Annotated in this window: 18 protein-coding genes; 4 read left to right on the forward strand and 14 right to left on the reverse strand. The window is 67.3% G+C overall.

Going from position 1 to position 17360, the window contains the following annotated elements:
* Positions 1-41: 41 nt before the first annotated feature.
* The 5 genes from ACGFZ3_RS08315 to ACGFZ3_RS08335 all read right to left on the reverse strand — a co-directional run bounded on the left by ACGFZ3_RS08315 (position 42) and on the right by ACGFZ3_RS08335 (position 3301).
* Positions 42-530, reverse strand: a complete 489-nt coding sequence (locus tag ACGFZ3_RS08315; protein ID WP_392919063.1) for a TPM domain-containing protein — start codon at positions 528-530, stop codon at positions 42-44.
* Positions 530-1417 carry a TPM domain-containing protein gene (locus ACGFZ3_RS08320; RefSeq protein ID WP_392919066.1) on the reverse strand — a complete coding sequence of 296 codons (888 nt, stop codon included), beginning with the start codon at positions 1415-1417 and terminating at the stop codon, positions 530-532. The genes ACGFZ3_RS08315 and ACGFZ3_RS08320 overlap by 1 nt, the downstream gene beginning before the upstream one ends.
* Before the next feature lie 4 nt (positions 1418-1421).
* The gene (locus tag ACGFZ3_RS08325) at positions 1422-2060 is read right to left on the reverse strand and encodes a LemA family protein (protein ID WP_392919069.1); all 639 of its coding nucleotides are present in this window, start codon (positions 2058-2060) and stop codon (positions 1422-1424) included.
* A 66-nt stretch (positions 2061-2126) separates the two neighbouring features.
* Complete coding sequence (locus tag ACGFZ3_RS08330) at positions 2127-2876, reverse strand: TerC family protein (RefSeq protein ID WP_392919071.1); 750 nt, start codon at positions 2874-2876, stop codon at positions 2127-2129.
* A gap of 44 nt (positions 2877-2920) precedes the next feature.
* The gene (locus tag ACGFZ3_RS08335) at positions 2921-3301 is read right to left on the reverse strand and encodes a diacylglycerol kinase (protein WP_392919074.1); all 381 of its coding nucleotides are present in this window, start codon (positions 3299-3301) and stop codon (positions 2921-2923) included.
* A gap of 233 nt (positions 3302-3534) precedes the next feature.
* On the opposite strand from ACGFZ3_RS08335, the gene ACGFZ3_RS08340 reads away from it, so the two are divergent.
* Entirely contained in the window at positions 3535-4263 is a 729-nt protein-coding gene (locus ACGFZ3_RS08340; protein ID WP_392919077.1) for an SGNH/GDSL hydrolase family protein, read from the forward strand.
* A gap of 144 nt (positions 4264-4407) precedes the next feature.
* On the opposite strand, the gene ACGFZ3_RS08345 is transcribed toward ACGFZ3_RS08340, so the two are convergent.
* From ACGFZ3_RS08345 to ACGFZ3_RS08355, 3 genes are all read right to left on the reverse strand, one after another.
* Complete coding sequence (locus ACGFZ3_RS08345; protein WP_392919079.1) at positions 4408-5679, reverse strand: sensor histidine kinase; 1272 nt, start codon at positions 5677-5679, stop codon at positions 4408-4410.
* A gap of 150 nt (positions 5680-5829) precedes the next feature.
* A complete protein-coding gene (locus tag ACGFZ3_RS08350) occupies positions 5830-6543 on the reverse strand; it encodes a response regulator transcription factor (protein ID WP_019182442.1) in 714 nt (237 codons plus the stop codon).
* A 73-nt stretch (positions 6544-6616) separates the two neighbouring features.
* Positions 6617-7282, reverse strand: a complete 666-nt coding sequence (locus tag ACGFZ3_RS08355; protein ID WP_392919082.1) for an arylesterase — start codon at positions 7280-7282, stop codon at positions 6617-6619.
* Between the two features lie 120 nt (positions 7283-7402).
* On the opposite strand from ACGFZ3_RS08355, the gene ACGFZ3_RS08360 reads away from it, so the two are divergent.
* The 3 genes from ACGFZ3_RS08360 (at position 7403) to ACGFZ3_RS08370 (ending at position 10957) form a co-directional block, all read left to right on the forward strand.
* Positions 7403-8002, forward strand: coding sequence for an ABC transporter ATP-binding protein (locus ACGFZ3_RS08360; protein ID WP_392919084.1), 600 nt, complete (start codon positions 7403-7405; stop codon positions 8000-8002).
* On the forward strand, positions 7999-10482 hold the full coding sequence (locus ACGFZ3_RS08365) for an ABC transporter permease (RefSeq protein WP_392919086.1): 2484 nt from the start codon (positions 7999-8001) through the stop codon (positions 10480-10482). Before ACGFZ3_RS08360 ends, ACGFZ3_RS08365 begins: the two co-directional genes overlap by 4 nt.
* A gap of 121 nt (positions 10483-10603) precedes the next feature.
* Positions 10604-10957 (forward strand): DMT family protein, encoded by a 354-nt coding sequence (locus ACGFZ3_RS08370; protein WP_392919089.1) that lies wholly within the window; start codon positions 10604-10606, stop codon positions 10955-10957.
* Positions 10958-11021: 64 nt separating this feature from the next.
* Here ACGFZ3_RS08370 and ACGFZ3_RS08375 read toward each other — a convergent pair whose 3' ends face one another.
* The 6 genes from ACGFZ3_RS08375 to ACGFZ3_RS08400 all read right to left on the reverse strand — a co-directional run bounded on the left by ACGFZ3_RS08375 (position 11022) and on the right by ACGFZ3_RS08400 (position 17245).
* Positions 11022-11831, reverse strand: coding sequence for a hypothetical protein (locus ACGFZ3_RS08375; RefSeq protein ID WP_392919092.1), 810 nt, complete (start codon positions 11829-11831; stop codon positions 11022-11024).
* 84 nt (positions 11832-11915) lie between these two features.
* Positions 11916-12830, reverse strand: coding sequence for a DUF6607 family protein (locus ACGFZ3_RS08380; protein ID WP_392919929.1), 915 nt, complete (start codon positions 12828-12830; stop codon positions 11916-11918).
* Between the two features lie 115 nt (positions 12831-12945).
* Positions 12946-13515 carry a Hemin transport protein gene (locus ACGFZ3_RS08385; RefSeq protein WP_392919095.1) on the reverse strand — a complete coding sequence of 190 codons (570 nt, stop codon included), beginning with the start codon at positions 13513-13515 and terminating at the stop codon, positions 12946-12948.
* A gap of 5 nt (positions 13516-13520) precedes the next feature.
* Positions 13521-15722 carry a TonB-dependent hemoglobin/transferrin/lactoferrin family receptor gene (locus ACGFZ3_RS08390; protein WP_392919098.1) on the reverse strand — a complete coding sequence of 734 codons (2202 nt, stop codon included), beginning with the start codon at positions 15720-15722 and terminating at the stop codon, positions 13521-13523.
* 162 nt (positions 15723-15884) lie between these two features.
* The gene (hemP, locus tag ACGFZ3_RS08395; protein ID WP_392919101.1) at positions 15885-16082 is read right to left on the reverse strand and encodes a hemin uptake protein HemP; all 198 of its coding nucleotides are present in this window, start codon (positions 16080-16082) and stop codon (positions 15885-15887) included.
* Between the two features lie 191 nt (positions 16083-16273).
* Positions 16274-17245 (reverse strand): potassium channel beta subunit family protein, encoded by a 972-nt coding sequence (locus ACGFZ3_RS08400; RefSeq protein ID WP_392919104.1) that lies wholly within the window; start codon positions 17243-17245, stop codon positions 16274-16276.
* Positions 17246-17360: the final 115 nt, after the last annotated feature.

Raw genomic sequence — 17360 nt, forward strand, 5'->3', positions numbered from 1 at the left:
TTGCAGGTAAGCGGCTATTCTCGGGCCAGCGCCGCCGTACCTCAACCAAGGAACTGCGGCGTATTGGGCAGGGCGTCATCCTTGGACCCGCTTTCGGGCGGATAGTGCCCGGCCAGTATGTCCGATACCTCGCCGATGGCCAGCAGCACCGCGTCCTGCAGGGCGCCGTCGCGCAGTTGCTGCTGCATGTGCGCGCACACCGCCTGCCACTGCGCCTCACCCACCCTGCCGCGCAGGCCACGGTCGGCCACCAGCTCAATGGCGTGGTCGGCCAGCAGCAGGTAGACCAGCACGCCGTTGTTGTTCTCGGTATCCCAGGTGCGCAACTGGGCGAAGGCATGCTCGGCCCGCTGGCGGGGCGTGACCCGCTGCCAGAGCGCGGTCAGCGGCAGGTCGGCTTCCACCGCGAACATGACCTGACCGCCGTGGCGACGCTCGCCTGCGGCAATCGCGTCGGTGATGGCCTGCAGCGCGGCCGGCGGGAAGGTCCGCCGCAGCGAGGGCGCGAACAGATGGCGCCAGATGCGCATCACCACCCTCCCGAGGCGCCACCGCCCCCGGATCGCCCACCGCCACCGCCCCAGCCGCCACCGCCGAAACCGCCGCCTCCGCCGCCCCAGCCGCCGCCGAAGCCGCCGCCGCCCCACCCGCTGTTGCGGGCGAAGCGGCCGACCCGGCCGGAGGAGAAGCCCACGAAGAGGCCGATCAGCCCCGCCAGGCCACTGGCCAGCCACAGGGAGGTGAACAGGAATGCGGCCACCGCGGCGCCACCACCGCCCAGCAGCGCGCGCACCGGACGCGGCAGCCAGCCCAGCAGGGCGCGGGCAAAGGTGCCGACAAAGAAGCCGATCACCAATGCCATCGTGAAGCCATCGCCGCCGCTGCCGCGGGCGTCGCGGTGGGTACTGACCGGTGCCGGCAGCACCTCGCCATCGATGAGTTTGACCAGCGCCGCACTGCCGTCGGCCAGGCCGCCGGCGTAATCGCCGGTGCGGAAACGGGGGGCCAGGTATTCCTGGATGACCCGGTTGGCGATGGCATCAGGGATCGCTCCCTCCAGCCCGTAACCGGCTTCGATGCGTACCCGTTTGTCGTCCTTGGCCACCACCAGCAGCACGCCATCGTCGACGCCCTTGCGCCCGATCTTCCACTGCTCGAACACGCGCACCGCGTACTGTTCGATGGTTTCCGGCTGGGTCGTGGGCACCATAAGGATCTGCAGCTGGCTGCCCTTGCGCTGCTGCAACGCCAGCGCCTGGGCTTCCAGCGCCTGCTTCTGCGCGGCATCCAGGGTGCCGGTGGTGTCCACCACCGGCGAGGTCATCGGCGGAATCGCCGCGTCGGTCTGTGCCCACGCAGGCAGGGCCAGGCACAGGCACAGCAGCACCAGCACGCGCAGCAGCAGGCGGGTATTCACCGCCTTACCGGGCCGGCGCCGGGGCCTGCTGCGGCGGCGACGCGGGCGCAGGAGCCGGGGCCTGCGAACCGAACTTCACCGCCGGCGGCTGCGAGATCTGCGCTTCGTTCTCCACCGTGAAGTTCGGCTTTTCCTTGTAGCCGAAGATCTTGGCGGTGATCAGCTGCGGGAAGGAGCGAACGTAGGTGTTGTAGTCCTGCACCTGCTGGATGTAACGGCCGCGCGCCACGGTGATGCGGTTCTCGGTGCCTTCCAGCTGCGCCTGCAGGTCGCGGAATCCCTGGTCGGACTTCAGGTTCGGGTAGTTCTCGGTCACCACCAGCAGCCGCGACAACGCACCGCTCAGCTCGCCCTGGGCCTGCTGGAACTGCCTGAGCGATTCGGCATCATCGGCATTGACGTTGACCTGGCCCACGCGCGCGCGCGCGTTGGTCACATCGGTCAGCACCTGGCGTTCCTGGTTGGCATAGCCTTCCACGGTCTGCACCAGGTTGGGGATCAGATCGGCACGGCGCTTGTACTGGTTGAGCACCTCGGCCCAGCCTGCCTTGACCTGTTCATCCTTCTGCTGGATCGCGTTGTAGCCGCACCCAGACAACAGGCTGGCCAGCAAGGCCAGCAGGATCAATCGGGACGTACGCATGTCCGGCTCCGGAGCGGGATGGTCGGGAGCCGGAGCATGCCATGAATAGGGGTTAATACCCCGTCATCACCAGTTGCCGGCACCGGGCACGTGGTGCGCCAGCGCCCGGCGGCGCATCAGCAGGTTCAGCCACTCCACCAGCACCGAGAAGCCCATGGCGGCGTAGATGTAGGGCTTGGGCACGTGCACGTCCAGGCCGTCCAGGATCAGCACCGCGCCGATCAGCAGGATGAAGGCCAGGGCCAGCATCTTCACGGTCGGGTTGGCGTCAATGAAGCGGCCCAGCGGGTTGGCCGCCAGCAGCATGACCGCCACCGACAGCAGGATCGCCGCGACCATCACCGGCACGTGCTCGGCAATGCCGACCGCGGTGATGACCGAATCCAGCGAGAACACGATGTCGATGATGGCGATCTGCGCGATCACCATGCCGAACACGGCCGAGGCCTTGGTGGTGGTGGGGTCTTCATCTTCGCCGCCGGTGATCAGCTCGCGGATTTCCATGCCGCCCTTGATGATCAGGAACAGGCCACCCACGATCAGCACCAGGTCGCGGATGGAGATGCCCATGCCGGCCACGGTGAACAGGTTGGCCTGCATGTGCGCCAGGTAAGCCAGCGACACCAGCAGCAGGATGCGGGTGATGCACGCCACCGCGATGCCGAGCTTGCGCGCGAACGGACGGCGCGCTTCGGGCAGCTTGCTCACGGCGATGGAGATGAACACCAGGTTGTCGATGCCGAGCACGATCTCCAGTGCGCTCAGGGTCAACAGGGTCAACCAGACATTCGGGTCGGACAGCAGCTCAAGAAACATGGACCTGGATCCTTACAAAGGGGGGAAAACAAACGTGAGGCGCTTCAGAGCACGCGCGGCGCCAGGACCAGGCCCCAGCACAGCAGAACATTCATCATCAGCACGAACACCGCCGCCGACCCCATGTCCTTGGCACGGCCGGCCAGCTCATGGAATTCGGCGCCGTAGCGCTCGATCACCGCTTCAATCGCCGAATTGGCCAGCTCCATGGCCAGTACCAGCAGCATTGAGCCGATCATCAGCGCGCGCTCGACCGGGGACTGGCCCAGCCAGAGCGCCACGGGTGCCAGCACCACCAGCAGGTAGACCTCCAGGCGGAACGAGGATTCGTGCAGCCAGGCGGCCCGCAGGCCCTGCCAGGACCACACCGCCGCCTTGAAGATGCGCTTGGGGCCGCGCGGCATGTGCCCGATTTCATCCGCCACGCAGCGTCACCCCACGACGGAAAGCGAGGCAGCACGGCAGGTGCGGGGCACGACAAGGGGTCATGGGCGGCGCGACGGAAGGCGAAGAATCCGACATTTTGCCACAAGGAAGGGGGGTACCTCCCGGTTGAACCGGTGCCTGACGGCTGGTAGCGCCGGCCGTTGGCCGGCCCAGGCGGCGCCGGATGCCATCCGCGCGCCTAGAATGGCCGGACGCACTACAGGAGTCCTGCATGTCCCAGCGTTTCGCCCGCCCCCTGCTGCTCGCCCTGGCCATGACCGCCAGCCTGCCCGCCCTGGCCCTGAAGCCTGCCCCGGTGCCGGCCCCGCCGCAGATCCCCGAACAGGTTTCCAACGTGGCCTGGGCCGGCGACATGGCCGCCTTCGCCAGGGCCGACGCCACCACCCCGCCCCCGCGCGGCGGCATCGAGTTCATCGGCAGTTCCTCGATCCGGATGTGGGACACCCTGGCGGCCGACTTCCCCGGCCAGAAGGTCTTCAACCGTGGCTTCGGCGGCTCCGAAGTGCGCGACAGCACCTGGTACGCCGACCAGATCGTGATCCCGTACGCGCCCTGCAAAGTCTTCTTCTACGCCGGCGACAACGACCTCAACAGCGGTCGCACGCCCATCCAGGTCCGCGACGACGTCGTGGCATTCGTGCAGCGCGTGCACCGCGACCTGCCGAAGACCACCGTCGAGGTCATCTCGATCAAGCCCAGCCCGTCGCGCGCGCAGCTGCTGCCGGCCGTGCAGGAAGCAAATGGACTGATCCAGCGGGCCTTGGCGAAGCTGCCCAACACCGGTTACACCGACATCTACACCCCGATGCTGGGCGCGGATGGGCAGCCGCGCGCGGCGTTGTTCCGCGAGGACATGCTGCATATGAAGCCGGAAGGGTATGCGATCTGGCGGAAGGCATTGGCAAGCAAGGTGCAGTGTGGTGCAACGGAAAAGCGGTAACAGCGCACGTTGTTCGAGGTCATGCGTCAAAGGGCCGATCAGCATAGTCGGCAGTCGTTTGGGAACCGACCCTACCGCCCGCGGCCAACTGTCGAAGGGGTGGCGGGCAGGCAATCGAATCGCCACCGCCGTTCGCTCAATGCCTCAGCGATAGATGATGGTGGCCTGGGTGCCGACGCCGGGCTCACTGGTCAGGGCGATCTTCCAGCCGAAGCGGTCGCACAGGCGGCGCACGATCGACAGGCCCAGGCCGGTGCCCTGCGGGCGGCTGGGTTCGGCGCGGTAGAACGGCTCGAACGCCCGCGACAACGCTTCGGCCGACATGCCGATGCCGGTGTCGCGCACCACCACCCGGTCGTCCAGCACGTCCACATCGATACGGCCTTCATCGGTGTAGCTGCACGCGTTGCGCAGCAGGTTGCTGACCACCACCTGCAGCACCCGGGGCGGGGCGTGCAGGTGCACCGGTGCCTCGCTGTGCAGGTGGATCTCCACCGGCCGGCCGACGATCAGCTCGCGCGCGTTGTCCACCTCGTAACGCACGATTTCGTTGACGTCGAACAGCTCGATCTGCGGCTCTACGTCCGCCTCGCGGGCGAGAATCAGGAAGGCATCGATCACGGCCTCCATGTCGCGGCCCGCGCGCTGGATACGGTGCAGGCCGCGGCGCAGCCGCGGGGTCATGTCCTGGTCGCCCAGGGCCATGTCGCTGGCCACCCGGATCACCGTCAGCGGCGTGCGCAGCTCATGGCTCGCATCACGGGTAAAGTTGCGCTCGCGCGCCACGTGCGCGGTGACCCGCGTGGCCAGCGAATGCAGTGCCGCCGCCAGCTGCCGCGTTTCGCCCTGCATGTCGGCCGGCAGCTTGTCCGGTGCCAGGTCCGATGCTTCCGGATGTCCCGGGTTCCAGCGCGAAACCCGCCGCGCGAGCCAGTTCACCGGTGAGACCAGCCGTTTCGACGCGCGGTACGTGATCCACGACGCCCCGTACACCGCCAACAGCGTCAACAGCACCGGCACGATCCCGAACCAGAACGCCAGCATTTCCGCGCGCGAACGCAGGAACACCAGGTACAGCTGCCCTTCCGGGCGTGCGTCGACCAGCACCAGCTGGTCGTCGGCCTTCAACTCGTGAAAGCCAGGCGCCAGCGTGCGCAGGTTGCCGGGCAGGCTGAGCGCCGATTGCCCTGTCTCCAGAAGGTAGCCGCGGATGTTGCGCGTGTTCGGCGGCGGCTGCGCGGGCGAAGCGGCGTGCAGCTCCCAGAAGTAGGCCGCCTCCTCCTTCAGCGCGCTGCTGACCAGGCTGTGCTTGATCACCAGCGACACCAGCCACGCGCCCAGCAGAATGGCCAGGCTGGCCAGTACGGCCTGCAGGATGAAGACAATGCGGATCTTGCGCGGCAGACCGTGCGGCATTACGAAGTCCAGGTCGGGTCGCCGCGATTATAGGAAAGCGCGCCGTTATTCCATCGTGCAAGCAAAGACGATGCCCCGACAAGTGCCGGGGCATCGTGTACATCGGGGCCGACGAAGGCCCGCGTCATCGTGCGGCCTGCGGTGTGCCCATCAGCTCATTGGCTGGGCGATATCGGCAATACGGTAGCCGGCGCTCTGCACGGTGTGCAGCAGCGGACGGTCGAACGGCTTGTCGATGATCTTGCGCAGGTTGTACAGGTGGCTGCGCAGCGTGTCCGAATCCGGCAGCCCGTTGCCCCAGATCTCGCGCTCGATTTCCTGGCGGGTCACCACGCGCGGCGATTCGCGCATCAGGATGGTGAGCAGGCGCAGGCCGATGGGCGAAAGCTGCAGCTCGGTGCCCGCACGCGTGGCGCGCATGCTGACCGGATCCAGCACCAGATCGGCGACCTTCAGCACTTCCGAGCCCACCTGGCGGCGCTCGCGCCGGATCAACGCGCGCAGGCGTGCTTCCAGCTCCTGGATCGCAAACGGCTTGGTCAGGTAATCGTCGGCGCCGAAGCCCAGACCGGTGAGCTTGTCATCCAGCGTATCGCGCGCGGTCAACATGAGCACCGGCGTCGACTTGCGCGCGTCGTTGCGCAGACGGCGGCAGACTTCGATGCCGTCCAGGCGCGGCAGCATCAGGTCCAGCACCACCACGTCGTAGCTGTTTTCCGCCGCCAGACGATAGCCGTCCAGCCCGTCCTGGGCGTAGTCCACTTCGAACCCGCGGCCTTCCAGGTATTCCCCGATCATCTCGGAGATGTTGCGGTTGTCTTCGACCACCAGCACCAGGCCGGAGGTTTCCTTTGTCTGACGCATGGGAGTCCCTCTTTCTTCAGCTTTGTGAAACATGCCGGATCGTCGGTGGAGGCGGCGTGAAGCTGCTCACCGATCATCCGGGCGGGGCAGTCAGCAGGGGTTTGAGCAGCGGCCAGACGTTGTCCAGCACCTTCGGCTGGGCTTTGGCGGTGGGGTGCAGCCCGTCGCCCTGCATCAACCCGGGCTGCAGGGCCACTCCCTCAAGCAGGAAGGGCAGCAGCGCCACCTTGTACTGGCTGGCGAGCCCGGTGTACGTCTGGCGCAGGCGGTCCCGGTAGGCCGGCCCATAATTGGGCGGCACGTCAATGCCCAGCAGCAGGACCTTCGCGCCAGCCTTCTGGCTGGCCACGATCATCTTTTCCAGATTGCCCCGCAGCTGCGCCGGGCTCAACCCGCGCAACGCGTCATTGCCGCCCAGTTCGATCACCACCACCGACGGGCGGTGCTTCTGCAGCAGCGCGGGCAGGCGGGTCAGTGCGCCGGCAGTGGTTTCGCCGCTGATGCTCGCGTTGATGATCGCCGGCGGTGGCGTGATCTGCTGGCTAACCCGCTGCTGAAGCAGGTTTACCCAGCCCGATGCAGCCGGGATATTGTGGGCGGCACTGAGGCTGTCGCCGACCACCAGCACCGTGTGCCGGGGGGCGGCACCTTTGGCACATGCCAGTGCAGGCAACAGCAGCAACCCTGCCAGAAGCAGGAACACCTGGGCCATGCGGCCCGCCCAATTTGCTCGGTACATTGGAGAATCCTCATCGACAGCCTGTCCCCCCGCAGCGCGCCGGTCGCCATTGCCGCCCACAACGTGGGCAAGTCCGCACGTGGCCCGGAGGGTGAAGTCCACATACTGGACAACATTGACATGACCGTCCATGAAGGCGAGAGCGTGGCCATCGTCGGCGCTTCCGGTTCGGGCAAGACCACCCTGCTTGGCCTGCTGGCTGGACTGGACCTTCCCAGCCGTGGCGACATCGCCCTGGCCGGCGCCACGCTGGGCACGCTGGATGAGGAAGCCCGCGCGCAGCTGCGCGCGCGCGAGGTCGGCTTCGTGTTCCAAAGCTTCCACCTGCTGCCGGCGCTGACCGCTGAAGAGAACATCGCGTTGCCGCTGGAACTGGCCGGGCGCGAGGATCCCGCGCGGGTGCGCGAGGTGCTGGCGCAGGTCGGGCTGACCCACCGCGCCCGCCACTACCCGCGCCAGCTGTCCGGCGGCGAGCAGCAGCGCGTGGCGCTGGCGCGTGCCTTCGTAGCGCGGCCGCGCATCCTGTTTGCCGATGAGCCCACCGGCAGCCTGGACCAGGCCACCGGGCAGCAGATCAGCGACCTGCTGTTCGCACTCAACGCCACCAGCGATACCACGCTGGTGCTGGTCACCCATGACCTGCGCCTGGCCCAGCGTTGCGAGCGCATCTACCGGCTCGACGGCGGCCGTCTGGTCGATGCCGCCGGCATCACCGCATGAACGTGCTGCGACATGCCGGGCGCGCGCTTCGCCGGGAGTTCCTGGCCGGTGACCTGCTGACCGTGTTCGCCGCGCTGGTGCTGGGCGTAGCGGTAATGACCGCAGTGGGCACGCTGGTCAACCGGGTCACGCTGGCGTTGACCAGCAGCGCTGCGGAAATGCTCGGTGGCGACCTCGGCCTGGGTGGCCGCCAGGACGTGCCGCAGTCCTTTGCCGACGAGGCAAGAACGCGCGGCCTGGCCAGCACCCGCATGGTCAGCTTCCCCAGCGTGCTGTTCCATGGCGATGAGAGCCAGATGGCCAACATCAAGGCGGTCAGCGCCGGCTATCCACTGCGCGGTGAACTGCGGGTCAGCCGCGCTCCGGGAGGAGCCGGCGAAGTAGCCGGCACCCCGGCCGCGGGCGAAGCGTATGCCGACCCACGTTTGATGCAGGCCCTGGGGTTGAAGGTGGGCGATGCACTCGAGTTCGGCGCCGGCACGCTTACCGTGACCCGCGTGCTGCAGGCCGAACCCGATACCTCCGGCGAGCTGATGCAGCTGTCACCACCGCTGCTCGTCAACCGGCTCGATGTGGACCGCGCAGGCCTGCTCGGACCGGGCAGCCGTGCTTCGTACCGCATGATGTTTGCCGGCGATGCCAACGCGATCGCCGATTTCCGCGGCTGGCTGCAGCCGCGCGCCAAAGGCCTGCGCATCGTCGGCATCGCCGATGCGCAGCGCGGCGTGCGCGGCGCGTTCGACCTTGCCGGCCGCTTCCTGTCGCTGGCCGCACTGCTGGCGGTGCTGCTGGCAGGCGTGGCCACCGCGCTGGCCGCCAACCGCTTCGCCCTGCGCCGGATCGACCAGGTAGCGGTACTGCGCTGCCTGGGCGCGCGCAATCGCGACATCCTCAGCGCCATGGCACTGCAGTTGGTGCTGCTGGCCATCCCGGCCTGCCTGGTCGGGATCGGGCTGGGCATGGCCGCCCAGGCCGGGCTGGTGCAGGCGCTGGGCGGGCTGATTCCGGGCCGGTTGCCGCTGCCGCAGGCCACCCCCGCGCTGAGCGGGGCCGGGATCGGGCTGGTGCTGCTGCTCGGCTTTGGCCTGCCGCCGTTGCTGCGGCTGCGCAGGGTGCCGCCGATGCGCGTGCTCAACCGCAGCTTCGCCACCCTGCCGCCGAGTTCGCTGCTGGTGTATGCCGCCGCGCTGGCAGCCACCGTGGCCCTCACCGTGCAGGCCACCGGCGACATTCGGCTGGCGGCCTGGGTACTGGGTGGACTGGCCGCGCTGGCGCTGCTGGCGGGCGCCGCCGGTGCCGCTCTGCTGTGGCTGCTGCGCGGCCTGCAGCCGCGCCTGCGTGGGCGCTGGAAGCTGGGCCTTGCGGCGCTCACCCGTCGCCGCGGGCTGGCGGTGATGCAGCTGGTAGGGCTGTCGCTGTCGCTGTGCGCGCTGCTGCTGCTGTCGGTGATCGGCCCGGGGCTGCTGGCGCAGTGGCGCGACCGTCTGCCCAGCGATACCCCCAATTATTTCCTGATGAACATCCAGCCCGAGCAGCGCCAGGCGGTGCTGGCGGCATTGGACGGGTTGGGGGTGGCATCGCCGGGGATCGAGCCGTTCAGCACCGGTCGGCTGCTGGCGGTGAACGACGCGCCGCCGCGACGCCTGGAGCGCCAAGACAACAGCAATGATGACGACGACGCCAACCGCCCGGTCAATTTCTCCTGGCGACATGACTTCCCGCCGGCCAATGCCCTGTTGAGCGGCAGGTACTGGGCGCCGGACAGCACCGCGGCCGAAGCGTCCATCGAACAGGGCTGGGCCGAGCGCTATGGGATGAAGCTGGGCGATACGGTCACCCTGCAGATGGGCGAACAGCAACGGCGCTTCACGGTGACCAGCATCCGCAAGGCCGACTGGGATTCGTTCCGGGTCAACTTCTTCCTGCTTCTCAACGAAGGCGCGGTCGGCGATGCGCCGTACAACCTGATCACCGCCTTCCACCTGCCGCGCGAACAGGCGCCGGCCCTGGCCGGATTGACCCGGCAGTACCCGAACATTTCCCTGCTGGATATCGACAGCATCCTGCAACGGGTGCGCGAGGTGGTGGACCGGGTGACCCAGGCGGTGCAACTGGTGATGGGCTTCAGTCTGCTGGCCGGGGTGCTGGTGCTGCTGGCGGCGCTGCAGGCCACGGCCGGTGAACGCCGCTACGACAGCGCAGTGCTGCGGACGCTGGGCGCTACCCGCACCCAGCTGCGCGGCGCGGTGCTGGTGGAGTTCGGCGCGCTGGGGCTGCTGTCCTCGCTGCTGGCGGTGGGTACCGCGGCGCTGCTGGGCAGCGTGGTGGCCCGCCAGGTGTTCGAACTGCAGCTCAGTCCGCCTTGGGGACCGCTGCTGGTGGGCGGCGCGCTGGGCGTGGCGCTGAGCATGCTGGCCGGCTGGTGGGGTACGCGGCGGATCCTGCACACCCCGCCGGCGCTGGCGCTGCGGGAAGCCTGACGGTGGCGCCGAAGAGAACGACAGGAACCGGTCGCCACGTCGCCGGCATCACACGGTCCGGCCGCCGGCCGGGGCTACCATGCAGGGATAATCCCCCTCCCCGTCCTTGAGATCCCCCGCGATGCCCGGTACGTCGTTCACCGCTTACCTCTACCCCGTGTTGCTGCTGTTGGGCAGCAACATCTTCATGACCTTCGCCTGGTACGGCCACCTCAAGTACAAGAGCGCGCCGCTGATGATGGTGATCCTGGTCAGCTGGGGCATCGCCTTCTTCGAATACTGCCTGCAGGTGCCGGGCAACCGGCTGGGCAGTGCGGTGTACTCGGCGCCGCAGCTCAAGGGCATGCAGGAAGTGATCACCCTGGTGGTATTTGCGGTGTTCTCCGCCTTCTACCTGGACCAGCCGTTGAAGTGGAACCATTACGCCGCATTCGGGTTGATCGTGATCGCGGCGTTTCTGATGTTCAAAGAGTGAGCGCCACGCGCTCACTCGGGTAGCAGCCGACCGTTGGTCGGTTGGCATCCCACGCTTTTCGCCGTCATCCGGTCGCAACCGACCGTTGGCTGGTCGGCCTCTGGTCGGTCGGGGTCTGCTCGGTTGCCATTCGAAGCTTGTTCACCAGTTCCCTTCGCGCATCCTTGAGCATGCGGCGTTTCATCTTTGTATGGCCGAAGCGCATCTTCTCTACCTGGGCACGCAGTGCATCGGCCTGCGCATGGCTGAGCGATTCAGGCTTTCCCACTTCGCGCAAGGTGACCAGCGCATTGCGTTCCGCGATCTCGCTACGCACCCACTTCGGCTCGTGGTTCTGCCAGGGTGTTGGCTGATCGTCCTGCGGCGAGGACAGGTGCTGCGATGCAGGCAGCATCGCCACCTGCTCTTCCAGCTGGCTGTTGTACTGCGTGGAAGCGCTCAACCGGTAGTCGTCGAAGTTGATCTTGCGGAGCTCGTCCAAGCTGTGTCCTGCGGTGCGGGGACTGGGCATCGGATTGACGGCATAGCTGGCGGCAAGCCGATGAAGCCCCTCACGGCGTACCGGAATTTCGCTGGATTTCTCGTCCAGCGCGCGTCTCAAGCCGGCCTTGAACCCCGCCTCGGCCACACACAGTGCCTGCCTGCCAACGGGACTGATTTCACCGAAAAGGCGCGGATTTTCCTCCATCCGGCGGTGACACGCGGCGTAGTTGCGACTCAACGGTGTGAGCACTTCATCGGGCCACGACTGGCCGCCATTGCAGATATCAGTCAGTGGGAACACATCGGTTTGTGGCGTGGCGACCGGCGCGGCACCCGCGCCCCGGAACACGGCGGCGCCGACCAGCGCGGTGAACAGTGTGGAGAATTGCATCGCAAGAAGTATCCCGATCTGCAGGTGCAGTAAGTAGTCACCTTCGATGCCGGGATAACCTTCAGGTTTCGATCATTACATCACTCAGCGCGCGGCGTCGGCCGGGGCCTTTTCCACCCACTGCCTGAACACCGCGTCGATCTGCGGATCCTTCACTCTCCTGCCGTCCTGGATGTCCTGGGCCTGGGTGAACAGCGGGATGATCATCGCCATGCCGTCCACCTTGGTCTTCAGGTGCACGCCCGGCGCCTGCCCGAGGTAGCCGTTCCAGCGCGCGCGCACCTTGGCCCAGTAGTCGGCCGTCGCGTTCCAGTAGTCGTAGGCCGGCTTGAAGTCGACCTCGGTGGTGCGGTTGTAATCGTTGAAGCCGAACTCGCGCGCGATCTCCTGCTGGCTGCCGTCGGCGCCGCGCAGGATCTTGGTGTTGAACTGTTCGTGGGTCCAACCGTTGGGCGTGAGCGTGTGCCGGTTGACCACCGCCAGCGCGTTGTAGTCGCTGCGGCGGGTGTATTCGCGGCGCGGCAGCGGCCGCCAGCTGAGGTCGCTGGTCCAGGTGGCCACGCCGTTGCGGTAGTCCCACCGGCCGGTGCCGCAGTAACGCGGGGCATCGCTCACTTCATACACACACTGGGTCCACGCGCCGGCGTTGACCGCCGGATCGATCGAACGCACCTGCCAGGTCTGGTCGGCGCTGAACTCGAACCGGTTCGGCGCTTGATACACCCAGTCCTGTCGCCAGTGCTTGGTCACGTGGCCGCTCTTTCCATCCACCAGCAGGTGCTGGAGCACGATCCGTTTCGGGCTGTCCTCGACCACGATCACCACTTCGTTGCCGCCGCTGCGCACGGCCGGCGCACGCTCATAGCCGGGCTTGAGCAGCACGGTTTCGTCGAAGGCGAAATCGACGATGTGCTCGCCCTTCATGGCCAGGATGCTGGCGCGGTCGCGCTGCAGGTCGGAGGGCTGGGCGTGAGCGATGCCGCTGGCGGCAAGCAGCAGCCACGCACAGCCGGCGCGTAGTGACACGCCATGCGTGTCTTTCGGGGTGACGGGAGATTGCGTGGAACACGCATGGCGTGTCGCTACGGTCGTCGACTGCATCTACGAAGATCCCTCAGGAAGGTCGGGTGGAAGGAAGATGGACAAGCGGTACGACGTTGGACTCGTCCACCCACAGCTCGCCATCGGCGCCCTCGACCCGCGCGATGCGGCGCGCGGCGATGGCGCCGAGCGCCGACAATGGCGCCACGCTGGCAGCCAGTGCCTGGCCGGTGCGGGCGTGCAGGCGCAGCGCGCACATGCGCCAGGGCTCGCCGCCCAGGCGCGTGGCCAGCCGGCGCCACAGACGTTCGGCCACGCCGCCCTCATTGGCCGGCTCCGGCCGCGCCGGAAACGCAGAGATCAGGCGGTCCCAGGCCAGGAAGTCGCTGTCGGGCAACAGGTACAGCCGCCAGCAGCAGCGGCCGCGCGCGTCGGAAAAGCACAGGCTTTCGCGGATGCCCTCGCTGTCCATGCCCTGGCAGGCATGGGCGGAAACGGCATGTTTCCAGCCACCCAGCTCGCTGCTTTCGGGCCGGTACAGACACAGCACCGTGCCCAGTGCCGCCAGCTGTTCCGGGGATGGCAGCTGGCCAGGGCGCAGGTACCGGTCGGGGGTTCGCAGTGCGGAAAGGGCTCGGCTCATGATGGCTACCAGCTCACGGCAAGGCTGGCCGAGACGTTCCGGCCAGGGTTGGTGTAACGGTCGATCACCGTGCTGCTGGAGGCCAGCGCGGAGGTGATCGCGGAGTAATCGATGTATTTCCGGTCGCCGAGGTTGAACACGCCGACGTTGATCCTGGCGCCGGGCGCGAAGTCCCAGTGCGCCACCAGGTCCAGCACCCCATAGCCGGCCGGGCGGAATGCGGTGGCGCTGGCCATGCGGTCCTTGCGCTTGGCGAAGGTGCCCAGCAGCTCCACGCCCCACGCATCGCGGTCGAAGGCCACACCGAGTGTGCCGCGCAGCGGATCGATCGATTCCAGTGGTACGTCGTCGGTCTTGTCCTGGCCGCGCGACCACGCCACCGCGCCGTTCAACGACCAGCCGGCCAGTGCGGTGCTGAGTTCGCCGAACTCGACCCCGGCCTTGAGCTCGGCACCGTAGATTTCCGCGTCGGCGATGTTCTGCGACTGGAACACGATCAGCCCCTGCGGGTTGATGCCCACCTGCCGCTGGGACTCGATGAAGTCCTTGTAGTCGTTGTAGTAGCCGCTCAGGCTGACATACGCGGCCTTGCTGACGTAACGCAGACCCAGCTCCAGCCCATCGCTGGTTTCCGGCTTGAGGTCAGGGTTGGGAATGGCGGTGTAGCCGAACATCACGTTGGTGAAGCCCAGGTTGACGTCGTTGTACGGTGGCGAGCGGAAGCCGTGCGAGTAGCCGGCGAACAGCGACCAGTCATCGGCGAAGCGCCACACCATGCCCAGCTTGGGCGACACGCTGGTCTTGGTCAGGTCCGATACCGGCATGCCCGGGTTGTCGGCGGCGAAGATCGGGTCCACGTCCGGGCGCAGTTCGTAGTGGTCCACGCGCACGCCCGGCACCAGCGAGAAGCGGCCATTGGCAAAGCGCAGTTCGTCCTGCACGTACAGGCCCAGCTCGGTGGTTCTGCTGATCGGGAAATCGCGCACCGGGAACGCATCGGGCAGGATCGTGGTGCTGATCTGGCCGTTGGCCAGCACCTGGTAGCCGTCGCGCTTCTGCCGCGTTTGGGTCCAGGTGCCATCGAAACCGTAGGTCAGCGCGTGCTCGACCGCGCCGGTCTGCAGGGCCTTGTGGAACGCGGCCTGCAGGCCGTACACGCGCTGGTCGAAGTTGAACTCGCGGTGGCGCGTGGTGCGGTTGGCCCGTTGTTCATCGGTGCGCTGGGTGGTTTCGCTGTCCTGCCGGTACAGCTGCCAGGACAGGCTGTCGGCGAACCCGGCGGCCAGGGTGTCCATCTCGTGCGCGAACGACACCCGCGCGCGGGTCTGGTGGTCGCGCGCCTGCATGCCGGTGGTGGTGGTGTGGTCGATGGCCGACAGCACATCGGTGTCCACGCGGTCTTCGTTGCCATCCACCGTCAGCCGGAAGCGCTGGTCCTCGCTGGGCGCGTAGACCAGCTTGCCGAGCACGCTGCGGCCATCGCGGTCCTGCGGGTTGGCGGCGGTGCGGGTGCGGTCGTTGCTGCGCACGTCGCCCATGCTTTCGGTTTCCTGGCCCTGGCGATGGTTGACGTTGACCATGCCGCTCCAGTGGTCGCCGCCGAAGGCGGTGGTGGCGCTGCCGAGCAGGCCGTTCCATTCGCCGTCATAGCCGAATTTAAGGCCGATATGGCTGTCTTTGCCATCCTTGAGGTAATCGGCCGGGTCCCTGGTGACGAAGGCCACTACCCCGCCCAGTGCATCGGAGCCATACAGCGCGCTGGCCGGGCCGCGCACGATTTCGACCCGCTTGAGCGTTTCCAGGTCGGTGAAGTTGCGGTTGGCATCGGCGAAGCTGCCGATGGTGAAGGCCTTGGGCATGGCGATGCCGTCGGTCTGGATCAGCACGCGGTTGCCATCCAGCCCGCGGATGCGGAACCCGCCCAGGCCGAAACGGGCCGGGCTGCTGGTCACCGAGATGCCCGGCTCGTAGCGGACCAGGTCCTTGATGCTGCGCACCAGGTGGGCGTCGAGTTGCTCGCGGTCGATCACGTCGACGGTGGCGGCCACATCGCCGAGCGCGCGTTCGGTGCGGGTGGCTGTGACCTGCACGCGGTCGAAGTCGCGCGCGTCAGTGCCGGCATCGGAGCTGGCAGGGGCAGCAGCGTGGGCGGCGGCCATGGGCAACGCCAGCCACAAGGCAAGGCTCAACGCAGTAGGACGGGTCATGTGGATGGGCAGGGTCGGCTGGACGCGGAAGGAGACCCCCGACAGACGCCGGCGACCAGAACGGTCGCGGGCGACGTGCCGAGGGGGAGAGAGCGGTGCGGGCGGTGGGCCTGGAGTGCTCCGCGCGGCCGCGCGGATGCACCCCGTGGGGGAGGCGGGCCGTTATTTGGTGAGGATCAGCTTGTCGTTGCTGGTGTGGCGCAGACGATAGAAGCGGTCGCCATGCTGGATCAGGATTTCGCGGCGACCCTTGAGCAGGGCTTCGCTGTCGATCACTTCTTCGGCTGGAACAACGCGGACCGGACGGTCGCGCAGGGACAGCGTTTCGGGGCGCAGCAGTACAGCGGCTTGAGTGTTCATTGTCTGGACTCGTGCGAGGGACACGTCAGATGATAATGATTCTCAGTACACAATCAACAACCATTCTCATGTTGATTGATGGAATTGATGATCGATTTTCGTAAATCGATTGATACAATCTATCGTTGGAGCCATGCCCTGCGTAGCTGTCCGCAGGGCGCCGGCACCGCGAAGCCACGCAGGGCGTGGCGCTACGCGAAGATGGCTTCCACGCGGTGCCAGTCGGCGTCGGCCACCTGCTCCAGCACGTCGAGGGCGCCCAGGTTCTGTTCCAGCTGGCTGACCCGGCTGGCGCCGAGGATCACGCTGGACACGTTCGGGTTGCGCAGGCACCAGGCAATGGCCAGCTGCGCCGGCGACTGGCCCAGTTCGGCGGCCAGCGCGGTGTAGGCGCGTACCTTGTCCAGGCGGTCCTCTGCCGAATCACCCAGTACCAGCTCGCGGAGCCAGCCCATCTGGGCCTGGCCCAGCCTCGAGTCCGGTTCGAAGCCGGCGTTGTACTTGCCGCTCAGCAGGCCCGAGGCCAGTGGCGAGAAGATCGTGGTGCCCAGACCGGGATCGGCGTACAGCGGCGCGTACTCGCGCTCGACCCGCTCGCGGTGCAGCAGGTTGTACTGCGGCTGCTCCATCGTCGGCAGGTGCAGGTTGTGGCGGCGTGCCACGTCCACCGCGTGCTGGATCTGTGCGGCCGACCACTCCGAGGTGCCCCAGTACAGCACCTTGCCCTGCCGGATCAACGTGTCCATGGCCAGCACCGTCTCGGCGATCGGGGTGTCCGGATCCGGGCGGTGGCAGTAATACAGGTCCAGGTAGTCCACCCGCAGGCGCTTGAGCGCGGCGTGGCAGGCATCGGTCACGTGCTTGCGCGACAGGCCGTGCTGGGTCGGCCGAGGCTCGTCCACCGCGCCGAAGAACACCTTGCTGGACACGCACACCCCGTCGCGGGGCAGGCGCAGGTCGGCGATCACATCGCCCATCACCTGCTCGGCACGGCCGCGCGCATAGCCCTCGGCGTTGTCGAAGAAGTTGATCCCATGGTCCCAGGCGCAGGCGACCAGGTTGCGGGCCTCGTCACGGCTGATCTGGTCGCCAAAGGTGACCCAGGCCCCGAAGGACAGGGCCGACAGCTTCAACCCGGACGAGCCCAGGCGGCGGTAGTGCATGCGTTTTCTCCTGCTGGATGGCCGCGCCAGGACACCGGGAGCGCGGCCGGAATGAGTCGCATCAGTGTATCGCCCGGCGGGCCCGAACCCATGTGGATCCTTGCCTGATCACGCC

Source organism: Stenotrophomonas sp. NPDC047960 (assembly GCF_043204395.1).
Taxonomy (GTDB): domain Bacteria; phylum Pseudomonadota; class Gammaproteobacteria; order Xanthomonadales; family Xanthomonadaceae; genus Stenotrophomonas.

What these genes read in the sequence shown, in the direction of transcription:
- ACGFZ3_RS08315 (WP_392919063.1), bottom strand. Translation starts at nt 530, where the DNA reads ATGCGCATCTGGCGCCATCTGTTCGCGCCCTCGCTGCGGCGGACCTTC.
- ACGFZ3_RS08325 (WP_392919069.1), bottom strand. Translation starts at nt 2,060, where the DNA reads ATGCGTACGTCCCGATTGATCCTGCTGGCCTTGCTGGCCAGCCTGTTG.
- ACGFZ3_RS08330 (WP_392919071.1), bottom strand. Translation starts at nt 2,876, where the DNA reads ATGTTTCTTGAGCTGCTGTCCGACCCGAATGTCTGGTTGACCCTGTTG.
- ACGFZ3_RS08340 (WP_392919077.1), top strand. Translation starts at nt 3,535, where the DNA reads ATGTCCCAGCGTTTCGCCCGCCCCCTGCTGCTCGCCCTGGCCATGACC.
- ACGFZ3_RS08345 (WP_392919079.1), bottom strand. Translation starts at nt 5,679, where the DNA reads ATGCCGCACGGTCTGCCGCGCAAGATCCGCATTGTCTTCATCCTGCAG.
- ACGFZ3_RS08350 (WP_019182442.1), bottom strand. Translation starts at nt 6,543, where the DNA reads ATGCGTCAGACAAAGGAAACCTCCGGCCTGGTGCTGGTGGTCGAAGAC.
- ACGFZ3_RS08355 (WP_392919082.1), bottom strand. Translation starts at nt 7,282, where the DNA reads ATGTACCGAGCAAATTGGGCGGGCCGCATGGCCCAGGTGTTCCTGCTT.
- ACGFZ3_RS08360 (WP_392919084.1), top strand. Translation starts at nt 7,403, where the DNA reads ATGACCGTCCATGAAGGCGAGAGCGTGGCCATCGTCGGCGCTTCCGGT.
- ACGFZ3_RS08365 (WP_392919086.1), top strand. Translation starts at nt 7,999, where the DNA reads ATGAACGTGCTGCGACATGCCGGGCGCGCGCTTCGCCGGGAGTTCCTG.
- ACGFZ3_RS08370 (WP_392919089.1), top strand. Translation starts at nt 10,604, where the DNA reads ATGCCCGGTACGTCGTTCACCGCTTACCTCTACCCCGTGTTGCTGCTG.
- ACGFZ3_RS08375 (WP_392919092.1), bottom strand. Translation starts at nt 11,831, where the DNA reads ATGCAATTCTCCACACTGTTCACCGCGCTGGTCGGCGCCGCCGTGTTC.
- ACGFZ3_RS08385 (WP_392919095.1), bottom strand. Translation starts at nt 13,515, where the DNA reads ATGAGCCGAGCCCTTTCCGCACTGCGAACCCCCGACCGGTACCTGCGC.
- ACGFZ3_RS08390 (WP_392919098.1), bottom strand. Translation starts at nt 15,722, where the DNA reads ATGACCCGTCCTACTGCGTTGAGCCTTGCCTTGTGGCTGGCGTTGCCC.
- hemP (WP_392919101.1), bottom strand. Translation starts at nt 16,082, where the DNA reads ATGAACACTCAAGCCGCTGTACTGCTGCGCCCCGAAACGCTGTCCCTG.
- ACGFZ3_RS08400 (WP_392919104.1), bottom strand. Translation starts at nt 17,245, where the DNA reads ATGCACTACCGCCGCCTGGGCTCGTCCGGGTTGAAGCTGTCGGCCCTG.